The 26,726-nt window shown below is 30.4% G+C and carries 22 protein-coding genes and 2 other annotated features; of the genes, 4 read left to right on the top strand and 18 right to left on the bottom strand.

Annotated elements, in window-relative coordinates:
• Positions 1–58: 58 nt before the first annotated feature.
• The 5 genes from J2Z42_RS11620 to J2Z42_RS11600 form a co-directional block, all read right to left on the bottom strand.
• Positions 59–493: a MarR family winged helix-turn-helix transcriptional regulator gene (locus J2Z42_RS11620; RefSeq protein WP_209702942.1), complete on the bottom strand. Its 435-nt coding sequence runs from the start codon at positions 491–493 to the stop codon at positions 59–61.
• A 178-nt stretch (positions 494–671) separates the two neighbouring features.
• Positions 672–1,553, bottom strand: coding sequence for an SGNH/GDSL hydrolase family protein (locus tag J2Z42_RS11615; protein WP_245331602.1), 882 nt, complete (start codon positions 1,551–1,553; stop codon positions 672–674).
• 183 nt (positions 1,554–1,736) lie between these two features.
• On the bottom strand, positions 1,737–3,224 hold the full coding sequence (locus J2Z42_RS11610; protein WP_209702941.1) for an MBOAT family O-acyltransferase: 1,488 nt from the start codon (positions 3,222–3,224) through the stop codon (positions 1,737–1,739).
• A 172-nt stretch (positions 3,225–3,396) separates the two neighbouring features.
• The gene (ilvA, locus tag J2Z42_RS11605; RefSeq protein ID WP_209702940.1) at positions 3,397–4,608 is read right to left on the bottom strand and encodes a threonine ammonia-lyase; all 1,212 of its coding nucleotides are present in this window, start codon (positions 4,606–4,608) and stop codon (positions 3,397–3,399) included.
• Between the two features lie 137 nt (positions 4,609–4,745).
• Positions 4,746–5,014 (bottom strand) — a binding site (T-box leader).
• A gap of 73 nt (positions 5,015–5,087) precedes the next feature.
• Positions 5,088–5,450: a response regulator gene (locus tag J2Z42_RS11600; protein WP_209702939.1), complete on the bottom strand. Its 363-nt coding sequence runs from the start codon at positions 5,448–5,450 to the stop codon at positions 5,088–5,090.
• A gap of 287 nt (positions 5,451–5,737) precedes the next feature.
• Between J2Z42_RS11600 and J2Z42_RS11595 the strand changes: the two genes are divergently transcribed.
• Positions 5,738–5,902, top strand: coding sequence for an urease accessory protein UreH domain-containing protein (locus J2Z42_RS11595; RefSeq protein WP_245331601.1), 165 nt, complete (start codon positions 5,738–5,740; stop codon positions 5,900–5,902).
• 345 nt (positions 5,903–6,247) lie between these two features.
• Here the strand turns inward: J2Z42_RS11595 and J2Z42_RS11590 are convergent, their stop codons facing one another.
• The 11 genes from J2Z42_RS11590 to J2Z42_RS11540 form a co-directional block, all read right to left on the bottom strand.
• The gene (locus tag J2Z42_RS11590) at positions 6,248–7,579 is read right to left on the bottom strand and encodes a Na+/H+ antiporter NhaC family protein (protein ID WP_209702938.1); all 1,332 of its coding nucleotides are present in this window, start codon (positions 7,577–7,579) and stop codon (positions 6,248–6,250) included.
• A 221-nt stretch (positions 7,580–7,800) separates the two neighbouring features.
• Entirely contained in the window at positions 7,801–8,523 is a 723-nt protein-coding gene (locus J2Z42_RS11585; RefSeq protein ID WP_209702937.1) for an effector binding domain-containing protein, read from the bottom strand.
• A 75-nt stretch (positions 8,524–8,598) separates the two neighbouring features.
• Positions 8,599–9,534, bottom strand: a complete 936-nt coding sequence (locus J2Z42_RS11580) for a helix-turn-helix transcriptional regulator (protein WP_209702936.1) — start codon at positions 9,532–9,534, stop codon at positions 8,599–8,601.
• 97 nt (positions 9,535–9,631) lie between these two features.
• The gene (locus J2Z42_RS11575; RefSeq protein ID WP_209702935.1) at positions 9,632–10,192 is read right to left on the bottom strand and encodes a ferritin family protein; all 561 of its coding nucleotides are present in this window, start codon (positions 10,190–10,192) and stop codon (positions 9,632–9,634) included.
• A 141-nt stretch (positions 10,193–10,333) separates the two neighbouring features.
• Positions 10,334–10,747 (bottom strand): GNAT family N-acetyltransferase, encoded by a 414-nt coding sequence (locus tag J2Z42_RS11570; RefSeq protein WP_209702934.1) that lies wholly within the window; start codon positions 10,745–10,747, stop codon positions 10,334–10,336.
• A 38-nt stretch (positions 10,748–10,785) separates the two neighbouring features.
• On the bottom strand, positions 10,786–12,138 hold the full coding sequence (locus tag J2Z42_RS11565; protein WP_209702933.1) for a bifunctional folylpolyglutamate synthase/dihydrofolate synthase: 1,353 nt from the start codon (positions 12,136–12,138) through the stop codon (positions 10,786–10,788).
• A gap of 16 nt (positions 12,139–12,154) precedes the next feature.
• The gene (locus tag J2Z42_RS11560) at positions 12,155–14,806 is read right to left on the bottom strand and encodes a valine--tRNA ligase (RefSeq protein WP_209702932.1); all 2,652 of its coding nucleotides are present in this window, start codon (positions 14,804–14,806) and stop codon (positions 12,155–12,157) included.
• 87 nt (positions 14,807–14,893) lie between these two features.
• Positions 14,894–15,101, bottom strand: a binding site (T-box leader).
• An 85-nt stretch (positions 15,102–15,186) separates the two neighbouring features.
• Positions 15,187–16,485 carry a homoserine dehydrogenase gene (locus J2Z42_RS11555; protein WP_209702931.1) on the bottom strand — a complete coding sequence of 433 codons (1,299 nt, stop codon included), beginning with the start codon at positions 16,483–16,485 and terminating at the stop codon, positions 15,187–15,189.
• Positions 16,486–16,534: 49 nt separating this feature from the next.
• On the bottom strand, positions 16,535–16,621 hold the full coding sequence (locus J2Z42_RS14810) for a DUF4177 domain-containing protein (RefSeq protein ID WP_369698091.1): 87 nt from the start codon (positions 16,619–16,621) through the stop codon (positions 16,535–16,537).
• A gap of 173 nt (positions 16,622–16,794) precedes the next feature.
• Positions 16,795–17,811, bottom strand: a complete 1,017-nt coding sequence (locus J2Z42_RS11545) for an ABC transporter substrate-binding protein (protein ID WP_209702930.1) — start codon at positions 17,809–17,811, stop codon at positions 16,795–16,797.
• Positions 17,812–17,932: 121 nt separating this feature from the next.
• On the bottom strand, positions 17,933–22,228 hold the full coding sequence (locus J2Z42_RS11540) for a 2-hydroxyacyl-CoA dehydratase (RefSeq protein WP_209702929.1): 4,296 nt from the start codon (positions 22,226–22,228) through the stop codon (positions 17,933–17,935).
• Between the two features lie 317 nt (positions 22,229–22,545).
• On the opposite strand from J2Z42_RS11540, the gene J2Z42_RS11535 reads away from it, so the two are divergent.
• The 3 genes from J2Z42_RS11535 (at position 22,546) to J2Z42_RS11525 (ending at position 24,554) form a co-directional block, all read left to right on the top strand.
• The gene (locus tag J2Z42_RS11535; RefSeq protein ID WP_439897329.1) at positions 22,546–23,274 is read left to right on the top strand and encodes an ABC transporter ATP-binding protein; all 729 of its coding nucleotides are present in this window, start codon (positions 22,546–22,548) and stop codon (positions 23,272–23,274) included.
• Positions 23,274–24,077 (top strand): ABC transporter permease, encoded by an 804-nt coding sequence (locus J2Z42_RS11530; protein WP_209702927.1) that lies wholly within the window; start codon positions 23,274–23,276, stop codon positions 24,075–24,077. The genes J2Z42_RS11535 and J2Z42_RS11530 overlap by 1 nt, the downstream gene beginning before the upstream one ends.
• 117 nt (positions 24,078–24,194) lie before the next feature.
• Positions 24,195–24,554, top strand: coding sequence for a tetratricopeptide repeat protein (locus tag J2Z42_RS11525; RefSeq protein ID WP_209702926.1), 360 nt, complete (start codon positions 24,195–24,197; stop codon positions 24,552–24,554).
• A gap of 28 nt (positions 24,555–24,582) precedes the next feature.
• Here J2Z42_RS11525 and J2Z42_RS11520 read toward each other — a convergent pair whose 3' ends face one another.
• Positions 24,583–25,782: a transglutaminase-like domain-containing protein gene (locus J2Z42_RS11520; RefSeq protein ID WP_209702925.1), complete on the bottom strand. Its 1,200-nt coding sequence runs from the start codon at positions 25,780–25,782 to the stop codon at positions 24,583–24,585.
• Positions 25,783–25,831: 49 nt separating this feature from the next.
• Positions 25,832–26,668 carry a recombination regulator RecX gene (gene recX, locus J2Z42_RS11515; protein ID WP_209702924.1) on the bottom strand — a complete coding sequence of 279 codons (837 nt, stop codon included), beginning with the start codon at positions 26,666–26,668 and terminating at the stop codon, positions 25,832–25,834.
• Between the last annotated feature and the right edge of the window lie 58 nt (positions 26,669–26,726).

Here is a 26,726-nt window from a genome sequence, read left to right as displayed (position 1 = left end):
AAAATCGGAATTTATTAATTCTACTAAAAATGCTCATAAACCTTTATAATCTAGAGGACTACCGTCCTAAAAATTTTTTAAGTGCTAAACTTCTGACTAATATGTTTGCCTCCTGATCACTCAGTTCATCTTTTAAAGATTTTTCCATTTCAAGGATGAAATAATATACCTTTTTTTGAATTTCCAAACCCTTTTCTGTAATTATTATCTTCTTAAGTCTTGCATCTTTTGAAACACTTATTCTATTTATATATCCATTTTTCTCCATTAGTTGGAGTACGCTAGTTACTGAAGAACGTCTAATATCAAGTTCTTCTTCTATATCCCTTTGGAATATATCTTTTTTATTCGACTTGCAATATATAAAACCAAGTATTCTAGCTTGAACCGCAGTTAGTCCATACTGTGATGCCTCTTTATCTATTCCCCTATGAATTCTCCTAGCAAGTATGCTAATTTTTTTTCCAATGTATATTTCTATTTTATCGTTCATTTTCATACCTCTGATGTTTGTTAGATTTCTAATTGTAAGATTTCTAACTAATTATAATTTTAATTATCCTTAGTGTCAATAAGTTTTTTACAAAAGCATAAGACTGGTTTTCGACACCAGTCTTCTCTAGGTTATATTTGGCGAAAGATAACCTTGAACTAAAGCGCACTTTATCACTTTATCTACTTTTATTAGTATCAACGTAAGCTGCTGCTTCTGATTTTGTATAGTCTATATTCCACTGTTTATAGTTTTTATCATTACGATGATCTTTTAAATTATAATTTTCATTTAAATAATTTCCAAAGTTCATAGTAACTTTATAAGCACCCCAAATGTTCAAATGTCCCAAATTATTCATGTCATTTTTAAAATCTAAACCTATCTTATTCATTTCATCATTATAATTTATGAATGGAATATTATTTTTTTTAGCAATTTCTGAAACCTTATTATACATTTTAGCCTGCTCTTGAACCCAGCCTGCTTCACCTTTCTCTTCATTATAATCAAATGGAAGGTTTACCAAAATTAATTTCAAATTATTTTGCTTACATAAATCTATAATTTTATTTAAATACTCTAATGACTTAGTTGGAACATCTACTGTTCCAGAAACTGTATGTGAAGTTTGGTTGGCAGTTGAATCCTGTTTTCCATATTTATCGGTTCCAGAATCAAAGCCTTTTAAATAATAATATTCAGCACTATTGTAATTGAAATCATTTTGAGTTAACTCATTCCATCTATAATGATATTTTAAAAATGGAAAGAAGTAACTTAACCTGTCCCAAAATGGCACACAATTAGTAATAGCCTCTATTTTATTTATAGAAAATTTCATATTATCAATAGTATTACTTATATAGCCTTGATCTCCATATTCAGCACTTTGCGCTAAATAACCCGCATCAACTACAACAATGGGGTTTTTATGATTTTTTAAAACTTCTTTTAGCATATAATAAGTTACATCTATAGATTGCCCTCCTGTTGCATAGTTAAAGCTGGTTATTCCATAGTTATGCCATAGCACATTTGGATCAATGCCCCCATTCATATGGCTGCCTCCCATTAGGACAACATCATATACATCTCCTGTATGGTTATATAGGCCTTCAATTAATTGACTACGATGTTCCATTTTTAATATAAATATAGGAGAGGCAAGAAATTATAATCGCTAATAAAGCTAAAAAAATTATACCTTTTATTACTGCTTTTCTAACCATAGATATTCCTCCTAAAATTGAGTATAAATAAAATTTTGAGGAGCGTACTGATCTCCATATATCCCTAACATCAATATACCTACTACGAATGTCAAATATACAAACCATCTAAATTCCATATTTTTTCTGCATAATTCACTTCGTAGGTTTCGAGTTCTTTGCAGCAAATTAACAGCTAGAATTGCACATATACCTAATAATGCTACTAAAAAATTCAGTGGATCTAATCCAAGCTTATATATAGAACCATCAGTAAATACCCATGGATTAAAATAAGTCATATTCCTAATTAATGTTATTGCATCTTTAAATGAGTTTGCTCTGAAAAATATCCACGCAAAATCAACTAAAGCAAATGTAATCAACACCTGAATCAACTTATAGCTGAAAACATTTGTTTTAATTTTAAGTGTTTTTATAAAATTTTTCTTAATAGGCTTTAGCAAGTTTCCAGTTATATGATATATACCATGTAAAGCCCCCCAAATCACAAAAGTAAGAGCTGCACCATGCCATAGACCACTTACTACAAATACAACCATTACATTAAAATAAGTTCTTAACTTACTACATCTACTTCCACCCAGAGGAAAATATAAGTAATCCATAAACCAATAAGTAAGTGACATATGCCATCTTGTCCAAAACTCCTTTATTGATTTTGAAAAATATGGTCTTTCAAAGTTCTTAGATAATTTAAAGCCCATAACCTCTGCTGCACCAACTGCTATATCTGAGAGTGATGAAAAATCACAATAAATCTGGAAAGCATAAAATACTACAGCTATTATTACTTCAAATCCCTTATATTTTGCAGGGTTATCAAATACAGTATTCACAAACTGACCTAATCTGTCAGCAATTATAACTTTCTGAAAATACCCCCATAACATTAAAAGTAATCCGTTTTTCACTCTATCATAATCAAAATGATGTTTTTCATCAATCTGATGCAGATAATTTTTTGACTTTTGAATAGGACCTGCTATCAATTGTGGGAAGAATGATACAAATAAAGCATATTTGACTAAATTTCTTTCCACCTTAACATCATTTCTATAAACATCTATGACATAGCTTAAAGCTTGAAATGTATAGAACGAAATTCCTATAGGCAGCAGATGGTCAAAAAGCGGCATATTTATTGAAATATGAAAATATGAAAAAAGCTCTTTCAAAATAGTACTAAAAAAATTATAATACTTAAACATAAACAAAATACCTAAGTTACTGAATATACTTAGGAAAAGCAATAATTTACTTATCTTAATTGATTGCTTTTCATCTTTTATTTCCTTTGCTTTTCCCATTAATAAGCCGCCAACATATGTTATTATTGTAGAAGTAGCAATTAAAAGTACATATTTTGGATTCCAGCACATATAAAAAAAATAACTTGCTATAAGTAGCCAAACCAAACGCACTTTATGTGGTATTGCAAAATAGAAAATAGCGACAATTGGGAAAAATAATAAAAATTGTATTGAGTTGAACGACAAATCCGCGTACCTCCTATTTGCTACAAAAAATTAAACACTATTTTTATAATATTAAATAGTGTTTTAGCTTAATAAAATATATATTAACTTAACTATATTTCAAGTATGTGTCAATTACGCAATAATAGTATTAATAAAATGTTAATACAAATAATGCCAATAGGTTTTGTTATTAGCAAACCCTATCTACATTATATCCATGATCATTCAATGCTTTAACTATTGCTTCTATGTGTTCATATCCATTTGTTTCTACTGTTACTTCCAAAACAACATGTTTTAATCTATCAACAGCCTTAAATTGATTGTGATCTAATTTTATTACATTAGCTCCTTTTTCTGCTAGTATTTGAGATATTTTAAGAAGTTGTCCTGGAGTATCCTTAAGCTTAACTGAAAAGCAAAATATTCTTCCCCTTGAAAATAATCCATTATTTAAAAGTGATGCCATTGTTACTACATCTATATTTCCTCCGCTTATTAAAGAGACTACCTTCTTTCCTTTAAAGTTCAATCTCTTTAATGCTGCAAGTGACATTACTCCTGTTGCTTCTGCCACAAGTTTGTGTTTTTCCAAAACAACAAACACAGCTTCCATAAGCTCCCTGTCACTTACTGTAACAATTTCATCTACATATTTCTTTATCACTTCAAAAGTAAGATCTCCAGGTTGTTTTACTGCTGCACCATCAGCAATGGTATCAACTTCATCTGCATAAGTAAGTTTTCCTGTATCAAAAGAAATTTTCATAGGATTTGCACCTTCAGCCTGAACTCCTATTATTTTTATATTAGGATTGATGGATTTAGCAGCTACTGCTATTCCACTTATTAATCCGCCGCCACCTATTGGTACTAATATGGCATCTACATCCTTTAGTTCTTCTATTATCTCAAGTGCTATGGTTCCCTGACCTGCCATTACATCTACATCATTAAAAGGATGAACAAAGGTATACCCATTTTCTTTTTCTAATCTTTTAGCTTCTTCATAAGCTTCATCATAAACTTTTCCTTTAAGTACTACATTAGCCCCATAATTTTTAGTAGCTTGGACCTTTATAAGTGGTGTGCTTTCAGGCATAACAATTGTTGCCTTAATTCCAAATTTTTGTGCAGAATATGCCACACCCTGAGCATGATTTCCTGCAGATGATGCTATCAATCCTTTTGCTTTTTGTTCGTCACTTAATTTAGCGACTTTATTTGATGCCCCTCTTAACTTGAATGCACCGGTAATCTGAAGATTTTCCGGTTTTATGTATACATCATTACCACTTTCCCTACTGAATTCTGAACTATATATCAATTTAGTTTTTACACATATTCCTTCTATTCTTTTGCTAGCCTCTACTACATCCTTTAATGTCAAATTTACTTTCATAATTTTAAAGCCCCCTTGTTTTATGTAACCATATTATTAAAACTTTTCCATTACAAAATTAAAATCACCTCCATTATTCTCTTCAGCCTCATAAATAAAAAAATCTTTCATTCTTATAAACATATATTTAATATGCTTATAAGGACGAAAGATTATATTTCCGTGGTACCACCTCATTTGCAATTAGCTGTATATACCAATTGCCTCTCAATTTCAGGTCAACATTTAATCAATTGTGAACCCTAACCATATATCGCTGGTATACGTCTTTGTTTACTTGGCAAAAGCCTTTCTACTTGGAAGCTCCGGAGTGATAATTACATATTCACATTAACACCAGCTTACACCAACGCTGACTCTCTATAGTTAATATATTGAATATTCCCTTCTCCATCAAAGCTCATATTATTTTTAATATAATTTTAAGTATATTATCTTTTTTACAAGTTGTCAAATTATTTTTTTATTTTATAAATATTCTACTTACCAATTTGTATAAGTTCATCTTTTACCCAATCTTTTTTAAAGAAATATGTAGCTCCAAGTGCTTCGCATATTCCAAGTTCATTTGAGAAATTCTGTTTTCCTCCATCAGAAAGAACAATTATTTTTAAATCTTTATATTCTTTCTTTAATTCTATTACAACTTCCAATCCACTTTTTTTAGGCATATATATATCAGTAATTATCAGATCAATATTGCCATTTGACTTAAATACTTCAATTCCTTCTTCACCATCACCCGCCTCATATACTTTATAGCCTGCTTCTTCTAAAATTTCTCTTATAAATTTTCTAACACTTACAGAATCATCAATAACTAATATATTTTTTTGACTCATTTTTCTTTAAGCCCCCATTTTTATAAATTTTGTCTATATGCTATATTTCTATTCCATTAAGAATTTATTTATTTTTAAAGTAATTATAAAAGTTACCTCAACATACAAATAATCACAGAATTATAATATAATTATACAAAATATTAACATAATTTTCTACACATTAACTGCAGTAATTTTAATATGCATCTCACATACTCCATATTGCATCTTAAAGAAAACACATAGTTTAAATTTTAAAAAGTTAATACAATAGAATTGTAATGAATAGGAGATGAATTTGTTTTATGTTCAAAGGCTTTATTTTAGGATTTTTAACAGGTATAAATGTATGTCCACCATTTATTTTAGCTTTTTCTGATGCTGCTTTCTTCACTAATATCTTAAGCAGTATTTTATACTTTATTGCTTTTTTCATAGGTACTGCTGTTTATTTTATGCCTATTCCATAAATCAATATTAGCTTGTATACCAATATTATTATTAAGTCTTGTTTTATTAAGCGGTGGCAGTTCCCTTCCAAAGGAACCTTTAATGGAAATTTCTTTCTTCATAGGCTATATATTTATAAATATAGGAAAATATTTATTGATTTTGATGGTAATGGTAAAAATGATTTTCATATTAAATATGATACCATAAATAATAAATCTGAATTTAAATCTGAATTTAAATCTTTAAATAAGAACGTAACTTCTCTGCAGAGAGTTTATAAAGTAAAAACTGGCTATGCTGTAAAAGTAATTTTAAAGAAGTAGCTAATATTTACTTTAGATAATTGTGTTAACTTTTTGTTCTTATTTTATCATATTGTCTTTAATAATTGATTTACTCCTTGTATGTAGTAACTCAATCGTAAAATTCCATATAGGTAAAGCATAAAGATATACAGCATAAATTAAGCAACCAGACGTTGCTCCAATCGTAGCAATTGGCACAGCACCAGCAATACTCCATGGAATTAATGGTGCAATTATAATAGCAGTATTTTCAAGTACCATAGCAAACTCATTCTGATCATTATAGAGCTCATTGCCCATCTGTGCAGTTAGAATAACAGCTAACGTCTGATTGCAGCTTACCCCACTTGCAAAAATTGATGTAACACTAACTCCACCAAACGGAGTTATATATTGCGCAATTCTCTGAATCAAATGTTTCACACCATTCAATAACCTAGTATGTGAAAAAATACCAGAATAAGAAGACGAAATCATAACAATAGCTCCAACACGAAGCATAGATATTAATCCTCCACCATTAAGAAGTTTCGCAAGTTGTGGATTATTTACTGCATGATATCCAAAAATCAAACAATAAATCAATTTTGAAACCGTCAATCCCTGTACTGTAACACAAATTACGCAGCATATCAAAATACTTACCCCCATTGCATATTTCACATCTATATGTAAAACTGCCAGCAATAAAATCACTGCAGCAGGAATAACAGTAATCCAGTGAAGGTTAAATGATTTCGGAAATAATTCTGCTTGAGAAATATCCACCACATTTAGGCCACTACCCCCGGATGCAAATGCATAAAATATACATGTAAATAATAGTGGTACAATAGAAATTTTCATCATGCCTTTTATATTCTCATAAATATCTGTTTGTGTAAGAGTGCATACAAGCTGGGCACTGGAAGACATAGGAGAACATCGGTCTCCAAAGTATATTCCAGATAATACTGCACCACCAGTAACAAGTGGATTAAGTCCCGCTGAATTAGAAAGCATCATGCAAATTACACCCATAGTACTTGCCGTACCAAATGATGTCCCTGTTAAAAATGACATTATACAGCATAGTAGAAATGTACAAAGGATAAAAATTTTTGGATGAATCATGTTAATTGCATAATAAAGAATAAAAGGTATTGTTCCACCAGCACGCCACACAGCAGTTAGAAATCCAATCAATATAAAAACGATTAAAATAGTTTTTATATTTTCGATACCTTCCCAAAGCATGTCCAATGTTTCTCTTAGAGAATTTCCCTGTTGAATACTATATCCAGTAAAACAAAGCAGCCCAAATATTAATGCATACAATACTTGTATATTACCAATAATACAAATGCACAGTCCTATGAGAAACATACCTAAAGTTGTAATTTCCGCCATTCTATTTCCTCTTTTCATTTTTATATACTCTAATCTTCACCACTACATAAAACAATTCTTTTACAGTCTTATTGTACCAAACTACACAAGCTAAGACTATAGGCTTCTTTTAACTTGCAATATTTAATATTTATAATACATTATAAATCAGTATGCAAAAGCAAAAACAATTAAAGCAGCTAATAATAACTTAAGATATTATTAAGCTGCTTTAATTGTTTTTATTTTATAGCTATATATATATCTAATTCAGATTTTTCACTACCATCACATTTTCTTCCATAAAGTTCAAAATCTCCTGTGTATGTTCTTTCAATATCTGAATTCCATATATGTGCCCATGCTCTTCCTATGCTTTCTGGCATTTTTCCTTTTGCAGTTACCACATAATATTTTGATGCTGGTATTACTTTAACTGTCATTCCTTCTGGCAAAGAACTTGCACTTGACACCTGAAAACCAACTACATAAGAATATAATCCAAACTCTTTATTTTCATAATCAGTGTATAGCCCTAAAATCTCTTTATCATTTATTTTATTTTGTATCTTGTCTCCAAGTTTTTCTTTCATAAACTCTCTCCACAATTTTTCAATTGCAACTTTACATTGACAACCTTCATTATTTGTTCTTATTTCCTTTCCAACTAATATAATTTTATCTTTGTTTACTATTTTAGAGACTACCTCGTTTTTATTCCATCTTTTTAAATTAGGTAAGCAATTTTTCATTAACTCTCTTGCTTCCTCTTCTTTCATACCCTTTTGTTTCATAAAAGGTATGCTTACTTCAATCATTTCATCCATAGTTAAATTTGGCTGCTTAAACTTTCCATTTTCATAACAGTAAATACAATAATCATGGCTTTTGCTATTATCCTTTTCAGTTCCATAAAGTTCCTCATTCATTGGCATGCCGCAGCTCTGACAATATCTCTGTTCCATAAAACATTTCTCCTTCCACATATTTATAAACCTATTATATAGGAAGGGTTTGACATCATTATGTCATGTTTAAATTTATTTATATATATTACTAATTTTTTTGCATTTTTCCTTTATAATATTTCTTATACGCTGCGGTTTAAGTACTTCTACACCCTCACCATAGCTCAGTATCATTGAGTAAACCCAGTCATCTTCAATAACTTCAGTATTTACTATAACGTTCCCGTCTTCAAGAAATTTAATATCATCATCATCAAAGTAATCCTGTATTCTATATCTAGATTTACTAGAAAATTTCAATGAAATCTTTGTAGGTTTTTTTTCAATCTCATCTGCATTTTTATATTCCTCATACGAAATTCTATATTTATTAACTTTTTCATTTAAAATCTTTAGATTGTCCATTCTTGATAATTTAAATATTCTATAGTCATTTCTCAACTTACAAAATGAAAATAAATACCATGCAAAGCCTTTAAAAACAAGAGTGCTTGGCTCTACTTTTCTTGAAATATATTCACCTTTTGCATTTCTATAATTAAAGCCTATACACTTATTTTCTTTCAACGCCTCATATATAATATTATATTTTGCATTTTCTTTTTCAGATTTCTTAAATCCCCAAGGCAGAGTGTCTATAAATATGTGCTTGAAATGTAAATCAAATACATTCTTTTTATTGCAGGGTATAATGTTTTTAACCTTTTCCATAGCTATCTCCACATTTTTATTATTCAAAACACCACTGATATTTTTTAACGCTTCTACTATAGAAATCATATCTTCGAATGTTAAAAACTGATGATTTATTTTATAATTATCCAAAATATAAAATCCTCCATCATTTCCCTGCTTTGAAACTACAGGAATCCCTGACATATTAATTGCTTCCATATCTCTATAAATTGTTCTCACAGAAACTTCAAATTTTTCAGCTAGTTCTAGTGCAGATATTTTTTCTCTATTTAAAAGCATAATGACAATTGCCAGCAATCTATTTATTTTCAAAATTTATAAACCCCCGCATATTCTTTAAATCAAATTTTTACATTTTACAAATAAATAACAAAAAGCCCCCATCTCTAGGGGTATACATTTTTTTCAATTATTCACCTGTAAGTTCTACATGTTTTTCTTCAACCTTAGAAAGTACACCAAATATCTTTACAATGTTTTCTTCATGAATTTCTTTTTCATACTTTTTATAATACTCTACAGCATGCTTTTCTCTTTGACAAGCTGCAGCAAGCAAGGCCTCATCTGTATTATATTTTGAATAATCCATATCTTTAAGTACTGGCATTTCTTTGATACCTGCTATTTTCTTATGAATTCTAGCATGCATATATTCTACGCTTGATAAAGCCTTAAACATACTTTTTATTTTTTCATCTTCTGCCATATCTGAAGCTTTCTTATAAAAGTCTCCATTAAAGACTTCCAATTTAACTGCATGATCTATTATTTTCAAATCATTTTGATTCAATTTATTTCTATCATATTTTATTTCTTGTCCATTTTTTATTAAATATTCAATTGGTGCTCCACAAAATGGGCAATACATTATTTTTTCTTTACTATTTGAATTTATAAATGCTTCTTTATTAAAGTTATAATTTTTTTCATTTATCTCCATACCACAAACGATACAAGTCATTTTAACCATGATAAACATTCCTTTCTAAATAACTTTTAATCTTAGTATAGCACAAAATAAGTATTACATAGTTATGTCATTTTACACAAAATTTTTTAATATTAAAATGCCACCAACTTTTAACTAAAGTCAGCAGCATTTTTATTTCACCTAATAAGGTCTGTTAAATCTAAATTTATATTGGCTTTCTTCCTTGAATCCACATTTTTCATAAAACTTTTGAGCATACGTTGTCCAAAGAACTTTGCTGGTACTTTTTATACTTGGGTAATTAACAATAATTTCAATAAGTTTTTCTCCAAGTCCCTTATCTCTATATCTTTCATCAATTATTACATCTGATATCAAGCTATATACTGCATAATCACTTACTACTCTGGCAAATCCTACCTGAACATCTTTTCTAAATATCCCAAAGCAAAGTGAATTTTTAATAGTTCTTTCAATAATTTCTTTAGGTCTATCCTTGGCCCAATGCGATTGTCTTAATAAATTACAAACTGCATCTAATTTAATTTTAGTTATATCATCAGTAATTATATATTCTCCCTCTATAATTTCCATGAAACAGGACTCCCTAATAAAAACTTTTATAATAATATTTAAGCCATTATTTTTTCTCCCATCATATTAATAATCTTTCTCATATCTCCTATCATGTAAAGAGAACCTGATATTAATATGATATCATCCTCCGAAGCACATGAAAGTGCCTTCTTGTAAGCTTCTTCATAGCTTTCAAAATACTCACAATTTGGATTGTACTCAGATACAATTTTGCTTAATTCGGCTGCAGTTTCAGCCCTGTCACTGTTAGGTGTAACACATATTACTCTATCTGAAATAGGAACTATACAATCTGCCATCTTGTGCACTTCTTTATCCGCTAATATGCCAAGTACAAGTATAAGCTTTCTATACTTAAAATAGTGCTGGACATTATATTTAAGCTTTTCTATTCCATCAATATTATGTGCTCCATCTATCACAACAATCGGCTTCCTATTTAAAACTTCAAGCCTTCCTATCCATTTGACCCTAGACAGTGCATAAATTGTCTTTTCTTTTTTAATATCTACTCCCATACTTTTTAATTCATCTATAGCAAATAATGCTGTAGCACAGTTTAGGAGCTGGTGTTTTCCAAGAAGTGAAAGCTCTACATCATATATATCATTTTTGACTGAGACTTCTATATGCTGACAAAAATTTTCACTATTTTTGTCTATCCTTTTACACCCAATGATTTTAACTGAATCCTCTTCCACCTTTATTAGCTTGGAATTTCTTTTTCTGCATATATCTTCTATAACTTTTTCTGCCTCAGGCTTTTGAGGATAAAGCACCACTGGAATTCCATTCTTTATTATCCCTGCTTTTTCATAGGCGATTTTTTCTAAAGTATCACCTAAAATATGCATATGGTCATAGCTTATGGAGGCAATTATACTGAGCATAACTCCCCCACCAGACTTTTTATCAAAACCAGGCATCGCATTTGTTGCATCAAGTCTTCCTCCAAGTCCAACCTCAACTACAGCAAAATCAACTTTCTTAATATAGAAATAGTAAAACATAGCTGCTGTCTCTATTTCAAATTCAGTTGGATTATCATAACCGGCATCAAGAACTTTATCAACAGCCTTTGATACTTCAGTTACACAATATGCCAGATCTTCTTTTGATATATTTTCTCCATTTATCTGAATCCTCTCTTCAAATACTTCCAGATGTGGTGAAGTATACATTCCAACTTTATATCCATTTTCTTGAAGTATTCTGGCTGTCATTGAAACTATAGAACCTTTGCCATTCGTACCAGCTGCATGTATAGTTTTTATTTTCTTATGTTGATTGCCTAAAAATTCAAGTATTTTCTCCACTCGTTCAAGTCCTAAGTTGGTTCCAAATTTAGCTGTACTCTGTATATAATTTAATGATTCTTCATAATTCATTTTTTTCACATCCTGCTTAATTTAAGCTGTCTATTCTATCCAAAACTGCCTGAAGCATCTGCTCGTATTTTTTACCCTTTTCTCTTTCAGCATCTACTACATCTTTAGGTGCCTTGGATACAAATTTTTCATTCTTTAATTTTTTATCTACCCTCTGTATTTCTCCATTAAGTTTATCTTTTTCCTTGTTAAGTCTCTCTATTTCCTTATCTTTATCTACTAAATCCAAAAGTGGAATAAATAATTCTGCTCCTCTTGTAACTGCTGATACTGCATTTTCAGGTGCTTCATTTTTATCCTTTAAGAATTCAACTTCACTAGCTGAAGCTAATTTTTTAAAGTAATCTTCACCATTTTTAAATGCTTCTGCTGCATCTTGTTCAGTTATATATGCCATTACCTTAGCCTTTCTTGAAAATGGTACGTTCATATCAATTCTTATATTTCTTACAGATTTAATAGCTTCTATAACATAATCCATATCCTGCTCTGCCTTTTTGTCTTCCAGCTTTTCATCATACTCAGGCCATTTTGATATAACTATAGATTCATACTCAGTATTATAAAGATGAGTGTATATTTCCTCTGTTATAAAAGGCATTATAGGGTGCAGAAGCTGCAAACTTACAGTTAATACTTTATTGAGTACGTTATAAGCTACCCCTTTTGCTTCTTCATCTTCACCATACATAATAGGCTTTACAAGTTCTATATACCAATCACAGAATTCTCCCCAGATGAAATCATATATTTTCTGTGCTGCTATTCCAAGTTCGAATTTTTCTATATTATCTGTAATTTCTTTTACAAGAGTATTTAATTTAGAAAGTATCCACTTATCAGCTGCAGTGTAATTTTTGCAATCTTTATACTTATTTATTATGTCTTCATCCATATTCATAAGTACAAATCTTGAAGCATTCCATATCTTGTTTGCAAAATTTCTTGAAGCTTCTACTCTTTCTGGATAATATCTTGTATCATTTCCTGGGGCATTTCCTGTTATAAGTGTAAATCTAAGTGCATCTGAACCATACTTATCTATAACATCTATTGGATCAACACCATTTCCAAGTGATTTTGACATTTTTCTTCCCTCTGAATCCCTTACTATACCATGAATAAGTACATTTTCAAATGGAATATCATCCATGCAGTAAAGTCCTGAGAATACCATTCTAGCTACCCAGAAGAATATTATATCATAACCTGTAACAAGTGTATTTGTAGGATAATAATACTTTAAATCCTCTGTTTTATCTGGCCAGCCAAGTGTTGAAAATGGCCAAAGTGCAGAACTAAACCAGGTATCTAGTACATCTTTATCCTGCTCTAAATTAGTTGAACCACATTTTGTACACTTCTTTGGTTCATCTACAGAAACTATAACTTCTCCGCAATCTTTACAGTACCATACAGGAATTCTGTGTCCCCACCAAAGCTGTCTTGATATACACCAGTCTTGAATATTCTCCATCCAGTTGAAATAAGTTTTTTCAAATCTTTCAGGTACAAATTTAACTTTTTTATTTTTTACTACATCAATAGCAGGTTTTGCTAGTGACTTCATTTTTACAAACCACTGTTTTGAAAGCATTGGTTCAATAGTAGTTCCACATCTATCGTGGCAGCCTACATTATGTGAATGTTCTTTTATCTTAACTAAATATCCCTGCTCCTTTAAATCCTCTACAACTAATTTTCTAGCTTCATATCTATCAAGCCCATCGTATTTAGTACCAGAAAGTTTTATAGTTCCATCTTCATTCATTATTATAATTTCAGGTAAATTGTGTCTCTTTCCTACATTATAATCGTTAGGGTCATGAGCTGGAGTTATCTTAACTGCTCCTGTTCCAAATTCCATATCAACATAATCATCTGAAACTATAGGAATTTCTCTATTTATTATTGGAAGTATTGCCTTTTTTCCTACCAAATGCTTATATCTATCATCTTTAGGATTTACGGCAATAGCTGTATCACCAAATAATGTTTCTGGTCTCGTTGTTGCTATCTCTAAGAATTCATCACTGCCTACTATAGGATATTTTATATGCCAGAAATGTCCTGCCTGTTCTTCATATTCTATTTCTGCATCAGATATTGCTGTCTGACATTTAGGGCACCAGTTTATTATTCTATTTCCTTGATATATTAATCCTTCATTATATAATTTAACGAAAAAGTTTCTTACGGCCTTGTTTAATCCCTCATCCATAGTAAATCTTTCTCTTGTAAAATCTACGGATGATCCAAGCTTGCTTATCTGATTTCTTATTCTACTCCTGTATTCATGAGTCCAATCCCATGTCTTTTCTAAGAATTTTTCTCTTCCTATTTCATTTTTCTTAATTCCATCTTTAAGAAGTTCTTTCTCAACTTTTACTTCTGTAGCTATACTCGCATGATCCTCACCAGGAAGCCATAGTGTGCTATAACCCTGCATTCTTTTTGTTCTTATAAGAATATCCTGTATGGTTTCATCAAGTGCATGACCTATGTGAAGCTTTCCTGTAATATTTGGTGGTGGTATTACTATAGTATATGGTTTTTTATTTTTATCCGGCTTAGGTGTAAAATACTTTTTTTCCTGCCAGTTTTTATAAATTCTGTCTTCGAATTCTTTTGGGTTATATGTAGTTGCTATTTCTTTCTTTTGTGACATAAAAACTCCTCCTAAAATATTTTAAACTTGAACTAATTATCAATCTTAATTATTCCTATATAAATAAAAAGAGCCTTCATCCATACAATAAAGGACGAAGACCCGCGTTACCACCTTTTTTTCTGCAAAATGCAGACTCTTATACCTAACGATTAAAAACCGTCTTTACCTACTTGATTCGGAAAAGAAACTCCAAAGCTACTTTCAAGACAACTCATATAGAAAATTTCTCAACTAACAAATTTTCCTCTCTTTATACTACACTGCCCTTACTCCTCTTTTTCACAGCCGATTATATTTATTTCAATTTATACTATATAATTATAACGTTAAAATAAATACTGTCAACAATTTTTAAAAATTTAATTTCCTATTTTCTATTACTTGAAATCTTCTATTCTTATTATATTCTCTATTTTATCTACGCACTTCAAATTAGTAATTTCTTTAATTGCAGCATTTATATCCGCTTCCATGGTCTTATGCGTAACAAGTACAATCATTACTTCACATTCTGAATTTTTGCTTCCTCTTTGTATTACCGAACGCAAACTTACATTATGTCTTCCAAGAACTGTTGTTATTTCCGCAAGTACTCCCGGTTGATCCAATACAGTAGCCCTAATATAAAATTTGCTCTGACTTTCTTCTATATTTTTTATTTTTCTGTGCCATAGATTATTTTTCACTACCGGATTATCATTTTCTATATCAACATTGCTTCTAAGTATGGCAATAATATCACTTACTACTGCACTGCCTGTAGGTAAGCTTCCTGCACCTCTTCCATAAAACATTAAATCTCCAACAGCATTACCTTTTATAAATATTGCATTAAAAGAATCATATACATTTGCAAGCGGATGCTCTTTAGGAATCATTGTAGGATGAACTTTAAGTTCAAGCTCGCCATCGCTCTCTTTTGCAATTGCAAGCAGTTTAATTACAAGATTAAACTTTTTTGCATATTTCATATCTACAGATTTAATCTTCGTAATGCCTTCTCTATAGACATTATTTACATTAATTTTAGTTCCAAATGCTAAAGATGATAGTATTGCCAATTTATATTGTGCGTCAAACCCTTCAATATCCGATGTAGGATCGGCTTCGGCATATCCCTTGTCCTGTGCTTGTTTCAAAGCTATATCAAAATTCAAGCCATCAAGCTGCATTTTAGTTAAAATATAATTTGTAGTACCATTTACTATACCATATAATTCTTCAATCTTATTCGCCGTCAAGCTTTCATCTATTCCATTTATTATTGGAATTCCGCCTGCTACACTTGCTTCATAATTAAACATTACGCCCATGCTGTCTGCCTTTTCAAAAAGTTCATCACCGCCAGTTGCAAGTAACATTTTGTTTGCAGTTACTATATGCTTTTTTCTGTCCATGCATTTAAGCATATATTCCCTTGCAGGCTCCAATCCTCCCATAACTTCAACCACAATTTTGATTGAATCATCCTCCAGTATGTCATTAAAATTAGTAGTTATAATTTCACCAGGGACTTCAACATCTCTTGGCTTATTCTTATCTCTTACAAGTATTTTTGCAACTTCTACCTCGTAGCCGGACCTTTTCATTATTTCTTTTTTATTGGAGTTTAAAATCATCCAGACTCCCTTACCAACGTTTCCAAGCCCCATTAACGCTATTCTAACCTTTTTCATCTTTTGCCCTCCTGATTATTTATCCTAAACTTCTTTCTCAAGTATGATTTCAAAATATGCAGCAGCAACCATAAGCACCTGTCGGAGGAGTTAAAATTTGAACAAGTCTCCATCCTTCCCGAGCTTTTTCATCTATTATTTGATGATAATCTTCTCTAGTTTAATAAACTGATATTGATACATATAATCATCCATTTGTTTAGTACATTATATCATAATATAAATCACAAAAATACTGACTCTATCAGCACAATTATATAAAGTTAAACTGAATCAGTATTTTTGCATAATTTTAAAATAAATACTTTTCTATTTTATGGCTTCCTTTGAAAAAGAGTTGTTTACTATTTTATCAAAAGGAGGTCTTGCAGTTATTAGACTTGCTTTATAGGTCTGAATTATATCCATAAGTCTATTTAAATTTTCCTGTTTTATCTCTGGTGTAACTGCAAAAGCATTTATACTCCTGTAATTCTTGACAACAGATGTAAGTATTCCAGTATCTGTTCCCGGGAAAAATGATTTTATAGACTTTGCTACTTCCTCATCACTGTGTTTTTGAACCCAAATCTGTCCTTCATAAATAGCTTTAGTGAATTTCTTGATTACATCTGGATTTTTAGCCATATATGATTTAGTTGAAAAATAGCATGTATATGGTAAAGATCCTGATTCTTTTCCAACTGAACCAACAATATATCCATTTTTATCTTTCTCAAGCATACTTCCCGTAGGTTCAAATAATGCAGCGTAGTCTCCTGTTCCTGCTTTAAATGCTCCAGCAGTTGCTGTAAAAGCAAGGTTTGTTATTAAATTTACATCCTTACCTGGTTTTAGGTTATTTTTCTTTAGAGCATATTCAAGTGCCATTTCAGGAACTCCTCCAGGTCTTCCACCTATTATGGTTTTTCCTTTTAAGCTCTTCCAATCAAAGTTTTTTTCAGCCTTTCTTCCAACTAAAAATGAACCATCAGTTGTAGTTAACTGTGCAAATAATACAGGATAGTCTTCTCTTTTTTGATTATATATATATACTACCTGCTCTGGTCCACAAAAACCTATGTCAGCATTTTTACTAAGTACAGTTTGCATAGTCTTATCTGCTCCTTGACCTGTTGTAAGATCAATTTCCAATCCCTGTTCTTTGAACATACCTTGATTTATAGCTACATACATAGGTGCATAGAATACAGATCTTGCTACTTCGTTCAATCTAACTTTTTTCAGTGCCTTTCCACTACTTTTACTACCACAGCCAGCAAACATAACAGCCACAAATATAAAGCTCAAACACAATACTAAAATACTAAGTTTGTTTTTCTTCATATTGTCCCCCAAAATAATTTTTATATCAATTTATATTATGAAATGCACTGTATTTTTGTTAAAAATTAAAAATGGCCTATAAAGTCAGAATCACTCTATAAGACCATCTTTAATTTTGATATTATTTATTTAAATCATGTGCCAGCACTGGTTCACCTACAAATTCTTTTCTTCTAACTTTAACCTCTTTTTCATCTTTAAAAGATTTAAAGGCTACAGAAAGCATAAGTTTTAATCTATTTAGCTGGTTTACTTCACTTGCACCAGGGTCATAATCAATAGCAGCTATGTTGCTTCCTGGATATTTTCTCTTAAGTTCCTTTATCATTCCTTTTCCTGTAACATGGTTTGGAAGGCATGCAAAAGGCTGCATACATACTATATTTTTTGTTCCGCTTTTTATAAGTTCTATCATTTCTGCAGTCAAGAACCAGCCTTCTCCTGTTTGATTTCCAAGAGATAATACCTGTGATGCTCCATCTGCAAGTTCTTCTATTTGAGATGGTGGTGAAAATCTTTTACTGTTTTTAAGTGCATTTTTCATATGTTTTCTAAAGTGTTCAATAAACTTTATACCTGCACCTTTTAAAATACTGCTTCCAAGTGTTCCTGATAAATATTCATGTTTAAACTTGGCATCATATGCACAATAAAGTAGAAAGTCTGTTAAGTCAGGTACTACTGCCTCCGCCCCTTCACTTTCAAGTACATGTACAATATTATTATTTGCTGTCGGATGGAATTTAACAAGTATTTCTCCTACTACTCCAACCTTTGGCTTTTTAATATCGCTTATTTCAAGATTATCAAAATCTTCCACTATAGCATATATGTTTTTCTTAAATTCATTATGGTTTCCATTTCTAACATTTTCCTTGCATTTTTCAATCCAATTGTTGTAAAGCATATTTGCAGAACCAGGTATCTTTTCATATGGTCTCACTCTGTAGAGAACTCTCATAAACAAGTCTCCATAAATAAGTCCCATAATGGATTTATTCACAAGACCTGGTGATATTTTAAAGCCAGGGTTTTTTTCCATTCCAACTACATTTAAGGATATTACAGGGACTTTCTCCATTCCAGCTTCTTTTAATGCCTTCCTTATAAATCCAATATAGTTTGTAGCTCTACATCCTCCTCCTGTTTGAGATATTAAAACAGATGTATTATCAATGTCATATTTTCCGGATTTAAGTGCTTCTATTATTTGTCCTACAACCATTATAGAAGGATAACAAGCATCATTATTTACATATTTAAGTCCTTCATCCACTGCTTTTTTATCTACAGATGGAAGAATTTTTAATTTATAACCAGATGCATTGAAAGCTTCTTCAATAAACTGAAAATGAATTGGTGCCATTTGAGGACATAATATAGTATGTTTCTTCCTCATTTCTTTTGTAAAAATAACCTTTTTATCAACCTCAGTGATTTTATGAGGCTTAAATCCTGACGCATTTCTCTCATCAAGAGCAGCCTTTAACGAACGTATTCTTATAGTTATAGCGCCTAAGTTGCTTACCTCGTCTATTTTAAGAACTGTATATAGTTTTTCGTATCTATTAAGTATTTCCTGTGTCTGGTCTGTTGTAACTGCGTCAAGTCCACATCCGAATGAATTAAGTTGAATAAGCTCTAAATTGTTCTGTTTAGCTACAAAGCTTGCAGCTGCATACAATCTTGAGTGATAAACCCATTGATCTACTACTCTAAGAGGTCTTTCTACCTCTCCAAAGCTTGCGACAGAATCCTCAGTTAAAACAGCCATACCATATGAGGTTATTATATTAGGTATACCATGATTAATCTCAGGATCTATGTGATATGGTCTTCCAGCAAGCACTATTCCCTTCTTACCCGTTTTATTTAAATATTCTACTACTTCTTTTCCTTTATTTTTGATATCCTGTTTTACTTTTCTATCTTCTGCGTAGGCAGCTTCAACAGCACCTTTAATCTCTTTTTCACTTATATTAAAAGCACTTAATTCCTCAGTTAACCTCTTTATAAGCCTATTTTTGTTGTCTAGTGGTAAAAATGGATTCCTAAAATCTACATTTTGTTCAGCAAGTACATCCATATTATTTTTTATAACCTCTGGATAAGAAGTTACCATTGGACAATTATAGTGGTTGTCAGCTTCTGCCTGTTCCTTCTGTTCATATGGTATACATGGATAAAATATAAATTTAACTCCTCTATTTACAAGACTCATTATATGTCCATGTACTAATTTTGCAGGATAGCATGCTGATTCAGATGGTATAGTCTCCATTCCAAGAGAATAAAGCCTTTTTGTAGAACGCGGTGATATTTCCACTCTGAATTTTAATTTTGTAAAAAATGTAAACCAAAATGGATAATTTTCATAAAGGTTTAATACCCTAGGTATTCCAACTTGTCCTCTAATTGCTTCCTCTTTTTTTAGTGGGATGTAATTAAAAATTCTCTTATATTTATAGTCAAAAATATTAGGAATATCGCTGTGTGCATTTTCAACTCCTGCTCCTCTTTCACACCTGTTGCCCGAAATAAATTTATTTCCATCTGAAAATTCATTTATTGTAAGAAGACAATTATTTGCACACTTTCCGCATCTTCTCATATTGACTTCTGTATGAAAACTTTCTAATTCTTCTAATTTTAAAAGAGTACTTTCATAACCTTCTTCAAATCTTTCCTTGGAAATAATAGCAGCTCCAAAAGCTCCCATAAGTCCAGCTATATCAGGTCTTATTACTTCCCTTTCTGATATAAGTTCAAAAGCTCTCAAAACTGCATCATTATAAAATGTTCCTCCCTGGACTATTATCTTCTTTCCAAGCGCTTTAGGATCTCTTATTTTTATAACTTTAAAAAGTGCATTTTTTATAACTGAATAAGAAAGTCCTGCAGAAATATCTCCTACCGATAATCCTTCTTTTTGAGCTTGTTTAACTTTTGAATTCATAAATACTGTACATCTTGATCCAAGATCTACAGGCATTTTTGATGATTCAGCGGCTTTTGCAAAATCTTCTATTTTCATATTTAATGAGTTTGCAAAAGTTTCAATAAAAGAGCCGCATCCTGATGAACAAGCTTCATTTAACATTATGTTGTCTATTACACCATCTTTTACTTTGATGCATTTCATATCTTGTCCACCAATATCTAGTATAAAGTCCACTCCAGGCTGAAAAAATTCAGCAGCTTTATAATGTGATACAGTTTCAACTTCTCCAATATCCATAGAAAGTGCAGCCTTTATGAGCCCTTCACCATAACCTGTAACTGCAGAATTTGCTATTTTACAAGTTTTTGGAAGTTTGCTATAAACATCTTTTAATATTTTTATTGAAGCATTTAGTGGATTTCCATGGTTGCTTCCATAAAATGAATATAAAAGCGTTCCTTCCTCATCTATGAGTACAGCCTTTGTAGTTGTTGAACCTGCATCTATACCAAGATAGCAATTACCACTATAATTATTTAAGTCTTTTCTTTTTACTACACTGGTTGCATGTCTCTTCTTAAACTCTGACAGTTCATTTTCATCAATAAAAAGAGGCCTTAATGTTTGAACATCATCACTTACAAAATCATTTAAATGACCAAGTCTGTCTATTAAGCTTTCAAATGATTTAATTTCACCATCTTTAGATGATATAGCTGCTCCATGTGCTACAAATAGCTGTGAATTTTTAGGGAAAATGACCTGATCCTTTGTTAATTTAAGTGTGTCGATAAATCTCTTCCTAAGTTCAGATAAAAAATATAATGGGCCGCCTAAAAAAGCTACATTCCCTTTAATAGTTTTTCCACAAGCAAGTCCACTAATGGTTTGATTCACTACCGATTGAAATACAGATACTGCAATATCTTCTTTTGCTGCACCTTCATTCAAAAGCGGTTGTATATCTGTTTTTGCAAATACACCACATCTTGCAGCTATAGGATATATAACCTTATAATTTTTAGCAAGTTCATTTAATCCCATCGCATCTGTTTGAAGAAGTGATGCCATCTGGTCTATAAAAGCACCCGTACCTCCAGCACATGTACCATTCATTCTTTGATCTATTCCGGCATCAAAAAATGTTATCTTTGCATCCTCGCCGCCAAGTTCTATGGCAACATCAGTTTTCGGAATAAATCTCTCTATAGTATTGGTACAAGCTACTACTTCTTGAATAAAAGGTATATTTAACCATTTTGATACAGATAATCCTCCTGATCCTGTAACCATTATGGTGATATCTGAATCTTTTAGTTTTTCATAAGCCTCTTTAATAACTTTAGCTATAGTACTTTTAATATCAGAAAAATGTCTTTGATATTTACTATAAATTACACTGTCTTTAATATCTGATACAACTATCTTTACTGTAGTTGAACCTACATCAAGACCTACATGAAATAAATTTTTCATAAGCAATCACCTTTTAATAAATAATTTAAAATAAATAAGAATCCTTAAATTTATAAATGTATACTACAATTATGTAGTTTCAATTTAAATCAGTTTTACAAACCTAATTTATAATTATATTATAACATATGTCAATGTGCAAATAGTTCATGTATTTTAATATACAATAAACTTACAGTAAATATTACAGTCTTTTCATGTGGAACAATACATTGAAATTTTTCATATAATAAATCATAGTTTGTAATAGTTAACTATTTATAAAAAGTTAACCGGGAGATGATACTTTGATTAAGTTAACAGTAAAAGATATTTATATGAATTATCATTCACTTAAAGGTTCTACAGAAGCTTTAAAAGATATTAATTTTTCAGTAAATGAAGGCGAATTTTTAAGTATAGTTGGTCCATCTGGATGTGGCAAATCTACACTTTTAAATATAATAGCGGGTCTTATAAAACCCTCTTCTGGTGATATATATATGGATGATAAAAAATTAACTTCTGTCTCATCAAAAATGGGGTATATGTTTCAAAAAGATCAATTATTTGAATGGTCCAGCGTATGGAATAATATAATCTTAGGTATAAAGATACAACACAAATCTCCAGATTTATATAAGAATAAAATAAATTCACTCCTCAAAAATTACGGTCTTATAAATTTTGTGAATTATTATCCAGATGAACTGTCCGGAGGTATGAGACAAAAGGTTGCCTTGATAAGAACTTTATCTTTAAACCCTGAAATTTTACTTTTAGATGAACCTTTTTCTGCACTGGATTACCAGACAAGGCTAAACATAAGTGATGAAATATTTAAAATAATAAAAAAAGAAGGTAAAACGGTAATAATGGTAACTCATGATATAGCAGAGGCTATTTCTATGTCAAATAGAATTCTGGTACTTTCGAATAGACCGGCTAAAATCAAAAAAATATTTGATATAAAATTTTCTCAATCCTATAATTCTCCATTAAAGTGCAGAGAGGATCCAGAGTTTAGAATATATTTTAATAAAGTCTGGAAGGAGCTGAATGTATAGTGGTTAATAATTTAAAAGAGCAAGAGCTTTATATAAAGGATATTAATAATAGAAAGAAAAAAATTATTATATGCAGGTTTGTAATCTTGATAGCTTTTTTTGTCTTATGGGAAATAGCAGGTGACCTAAAGTGGATAGATCCATTTCTGACAAGTACTCCATCTAGAATGGTTAAAAATTTAGTCAAGCTATATGGAGAGGGTTCTTTATTTAAACATATTGGAATAACATGTTTGGAAACTATAGTAGGATTTCTTTTAAGTACAGTTTTAGGAACTTTAATTGCAATACTTCTATGGCTATCGGATTTTGTATCTGAAGTTTTAGATCCTTATCTGGTTGTATTAAATGCTCTCCCAAAGATAGCACTCGCCCCTATAATAATATTCTGGGTAGGGAATGGAATGTCAGCTATTATTATGGTAGCAGTTTTAATATGCATAGTTGTCACTATACTTACTGTGTTAAATGGTTTTAGAGAAGTTGATAAAGATAAGATAAGATTATTAAAAACTTTCGGTGCTTCAAAATTTCAAATTTTAATACACCTTGTAATTCCATCTTCAATTCCAACTTTAGTATCTACTTTAAAGATAAATGTTGGGCTTTCATGGGTAGGCGTAATCATGGGAGAATTTCTTGTGGCAAAAGAAGGTCTTGGATTCCTTATAATATTTGGAGGACAGATATCTCAATTAGATACAGTCATGGTAAGTATATTGATACTTTCAATATTAGCTTATGTTATGTACAAACTTGTAGAAATTGCTGAAAAGCAAGTTAAAAAGAAACTATTTCATTAATTAAATTTATAATTTTAAAAGTTTTAATTCTGCGGTATATTTTTTTTGCAATATGGATATAAATTACTATATGAATATATTTTACTAAATTTTAAAAACGTACCAGGGAGGATTAAAATGAAATACTTTCAAAGAGCTAATGAATACTATAATGAAAGAGATTATAAAAAGGCAATAGAATTATATGAAAAAGCAATAAAATTAAAAGACAATGAGGTATCTGCATTATATAATTCTGCAGTATGTCTTATAAAATTAAGAGAATATTTAAAAGCAATACCTAAATTAAAAGAAGCAATAAGATTAAAAAGGGAAAGTAAATACTTTTTTAATTTAGGTTATTGCTATGCTATGTTAAAAAACACCAAGAAAGCTTTAATATCATTCAATACTGCCTGGTGCCTGAATAATTCAGACAAAGATTGCGAAATAGCAATAAATATCTTATTAAAGAATTACATATCTAAATCCAAATAGTTTTCAAAACATATTGAATTAAATTATCTTACCACTGTCCTGCTATCTGTGCATCTTTATGGTCAATACTAAATCTAGGATTGTCAAAATAATTTCCACCTTTATAAAAAGTAGTATCTACATTTATCCATTTGCCACTTTCAGGTATATATACCTGATTCCACGCATGGCTTACCCAGCTTATTCCATTAAATCCTTCTCCAGTCACAAGTCTAACCTTAATATTATTTGTTCTCGCCATCGCTACATACAAACACGAATAATCAAAGCATATACCTTTTCGTGTTTCAAAAGCAGATATTGCACCAGATCTTACATTGAAATCATTATTTAAAACTTTATTTGCCTTATCATGATCATAGGATATATTTGTTCCTATCCAATTGTACAACATCTGTGCCTTTTCTGTAGTATTTGTTCCTTCAGAGCCAAGTGCTACCGCAAGTTTGTCTATTTGAGGATCTGATTTTACTCCCTGATCCAGGGTTACACCATTATAATATACTACAGTTTTTCTGCCATTAGTCTGATTTAAAGTGGCAGGGGTATCTGAATTAGGCTCAATCTGTCTACCAGAATCTGCCTCTCTTATTACTATTCTAAATGAATTGTTTAGTATATTAGGCAGTTTTTTTGCGATGTTAGAATTTGTTACCGGCATAATAATACTCTTACAAATAGATTTATATGGTTTTGACCCTTCCAAATATCCGTTCAGCTTGCTGCTTACATTAAGTACAGACATTATATTAAGTGCAAATGCGACTAAAAGTACATAACATAATCCCTTAGGTATCTGGAATATCATTCCTGTTGTTCTTTTAAATATATTTCCTTTAGAGCTTAAAAACTTTTCTATACTGTCTAATGCTGGATAAGTTGTAACATAATTTAATAGATCCAAAATTAATTTTATAACTCTATATATAATAAAAACAATTATAGGTATTACAATTGCATATATTATCAAATTGTTATTTTCCAGGTAATCAAGTATCTGTTGAGGAATATGATTATATATGTTTCTATATATTCCATCATCGTGCTGTATAAATATCTTCTTTCCAAAATAAGTACCTGATATTATAGCTATAATAAAAGATATATTTCTACTTAAATCATCTATATCACACTTTAAATCCCTCGATGAAAATTTAAATAAAAATCCTTTTAAAATAGGATATAAAAATACCAATACAATTATAAGTGTTATGGGATTCATTTTCATGATAACAACCACCTTTTAAATTACATTAATTATAAAAGAAATCCCTCTTTTAAATGTCTTCCATTAAAACTTTTTTCAAAATTGGTTTTATTTCTTCCCACAAATATCCCTTTCTCATCAAATATTGACTGAGTTTTATGCTTATTTTATTAACATTGCTTTCAGACTTTGTTATTATATTATACCTTTTTTTTGCGATAGAGTATAGGCTGTTTATATCTTTTTTGTAAATTTTTTCTTTTAATTCCAGCTCTTCTTTATTTATTGTACTGTCTAAAATTTTTTTAACCAGCGCAGAATCATATCCATTTCTAATTAAATAATTTCCAAGCCTTCTATAAATATTCTTTACATTATTTTCATTTTTAATCAAGCTATTATACTTCTTCTCCGCAAATTTAAATGCATTTTCCTCATATGCCCCGCTATCTAAAATTTCCAGCTGTTTTTCTATAACTTGTTCAGATATTCCTTTCTTTTTAAGATCATACATTATCTTTTTTTTGCCACAATGATTTATTTTTTCTTCTATATATAATCTTGTGAATTTAAAATCGTCAATAAATTTATATTCCTTTAAAAAATTTACAGTTTTTTTAATCGTATCCGTATCGTATTGTTTTTCAATAAGCTTATCTGCAATTTGTCTTTCAGTCTTATATCTTCTCTCAATAATTCTTAAAGCTGAATTTTTACATTTGATATAATTGTCTTCTGTAATTATACTTTTTATATAATCCAAATCTATAGATTTTCCCTTACATATATTATTGGAATATACAATTTCTTTACTGCAGGAAAATGAAAATTCATCATTTATATATATGTTAACCCTATCCTTGTTTTTACTTTGTAATTTTACTTCCGTTACTATATTTTCATTCATATTAAACTTAAAAAATTTCTCCTCTCTTATATTCAAATATAATTTCAAATTAATAAAA

It is taken from the genome of Clostridium algifaecis, from assembly GCF_017874415.1.
Taxonomy (GTDB): Bacteria; Bacillota; Clostridia; order Clostridiales; family Clostridiaceae; genus Clostridium_B; species Clostridium_B algifaecis.
Note: the sequence above shows the minus strand (reverse complement) of the source record. Positions and strands in the feature narration are given on the sequence as shown.

What these genes read in the sequence shown, in the direction of transcription:
- J2Z42_RS11620 (WP_209702942.1), bottom strand. Translation starts at nt 493, where the DNA reads ATGAACGATAAAATAGAAATATACATTGGAAAAAAAATTAGCATACTT.
- J2Z42_RS11615 (WP_245331602.1), bottom strand. Translation starts at nt 1,553, where the DNA reads ATGAATGGGGGCATTGATCCAAATGTGCTATGGCATAACTATGGAATA.
- ilvA (WP_209702940.1), bottom strand. Translation starts at nt 4,608, where the DNA reads ATGAAAGTAAATTTGACATTAAAGGATGTAGTAGAGGCTAGCAAAAGA.
- J2Z42_RS11600 (WP_209702939.1), bottom strand. Translation starts at nt 5,450, where the DNA reads ATGAGTCAAAAAAATATATTAGTTATTGATGATTCTGTAAGTGTTAGA.
- J2Z42_RS11595 (WP_245331601.1), top strand. Translation starts at nt 5,738, where the DNA reads ATGTTCAAAGGCTTTATTTTAGGATTTTTAACAGGTATAAATGTATGT.
- J2Z42_RS11590 (WP_209702938.1), bottom strand. Translation starts at nt 7,579, where the DNA reads ATGGCGGAAATTACAACTTTAGGTATGTTTCTCATAGGACTGTGCATT.
- J2Z42_RS11585 (WP_209702937.1), bottom strand. Translation starts at nt 8,523, where the DNA reads ATGGAACAGAGATATTGTCAGAGCTGCGGCATGCCAATGAATGAGGAA.
- J2Z42_RS11575 (WP_209702935.1), bottom strand. Translation starts at nt 10,192, where the DNA reads ATGGTTAAAATGACTTGTATCGTTTGTGGTATGGAGATAAATGAAAAA.
- J2Z42_RS11570 (WP_209702934.1), bottom strand. Translation starts at nt 10,747, where the DNA reads ATGGAAATTATAGAGGGAGAATATATAATTACTGATGATATAACTAAA.
- J2Z42_RS11565 (WP_209702933.1), bottom strand. Translation starts at nt 12,138, where the DNA reads ATGAATTATGAAGAATCATTAAATTATATACAGAGTACAGCTAAATTT.
- J2Z42_RS11560 (WP_209702932.1), bottom strand. Translation starts at nt 14,806, where the DNA reads ATGTCACAAAAGAAAGAAATAGCAACTACATATAACCCAAAAGAATTC.
- J2Z42_RS11555 (WP_209702931.1), bottom strand. Translation starts at nt 16,485, where the DNA reads ATGAAAAAGGTTAGAATAGCGTTAATGGGGCTTGGAAACGTTGGTAAG.
- J2Z42_RS11545 (WP_209702930.1), bottom strand. Translation starts at nt 17,811, where the DNA reads ATGAAGAAAAACAAACTTAGTATTTTAGTATTGTGTTTGAGCTTTATA.
- J2Z42_RS11540 (WP_209702929.1), bottom strand. Translation starts at nt 22,228, where the DNA reads ATGAAAAATTTATTTCATGTAGGTCTTGATGTAGGTTCAACTACAGTA.
- J2Z42_RS11535 (WP_439897329.1), top strand. Translation starts at nt 22,546, where the DNA reads ATGAATTATCATTCACTTAAAGGTTCTACAGAAGCTTTAAAAGATATT.
- J2Z42_RS11525 (WP_209702926.1), top strand. Translation starts at nt 24,195, where the DNA reads ATGAAATACTTTCAAAGAGCTAATGAATACTATAATGAAAGAGATTAT.
- J2Z42_RS11520 (WP_209702925.1), bottom strand. Translation starts at nt 25,782, where the DNA reads ATGAAAATGAATCCCATAACACTTATAATTGTATTGGTATTTTTATAT.
- recX (WP_209702924.1), bottom strand. Translation starts at nt 26,668, where the DNA reads ATGAATGAAAATATAGTAACGGAAGTAAAATTACAAAGTAAAAACAAG.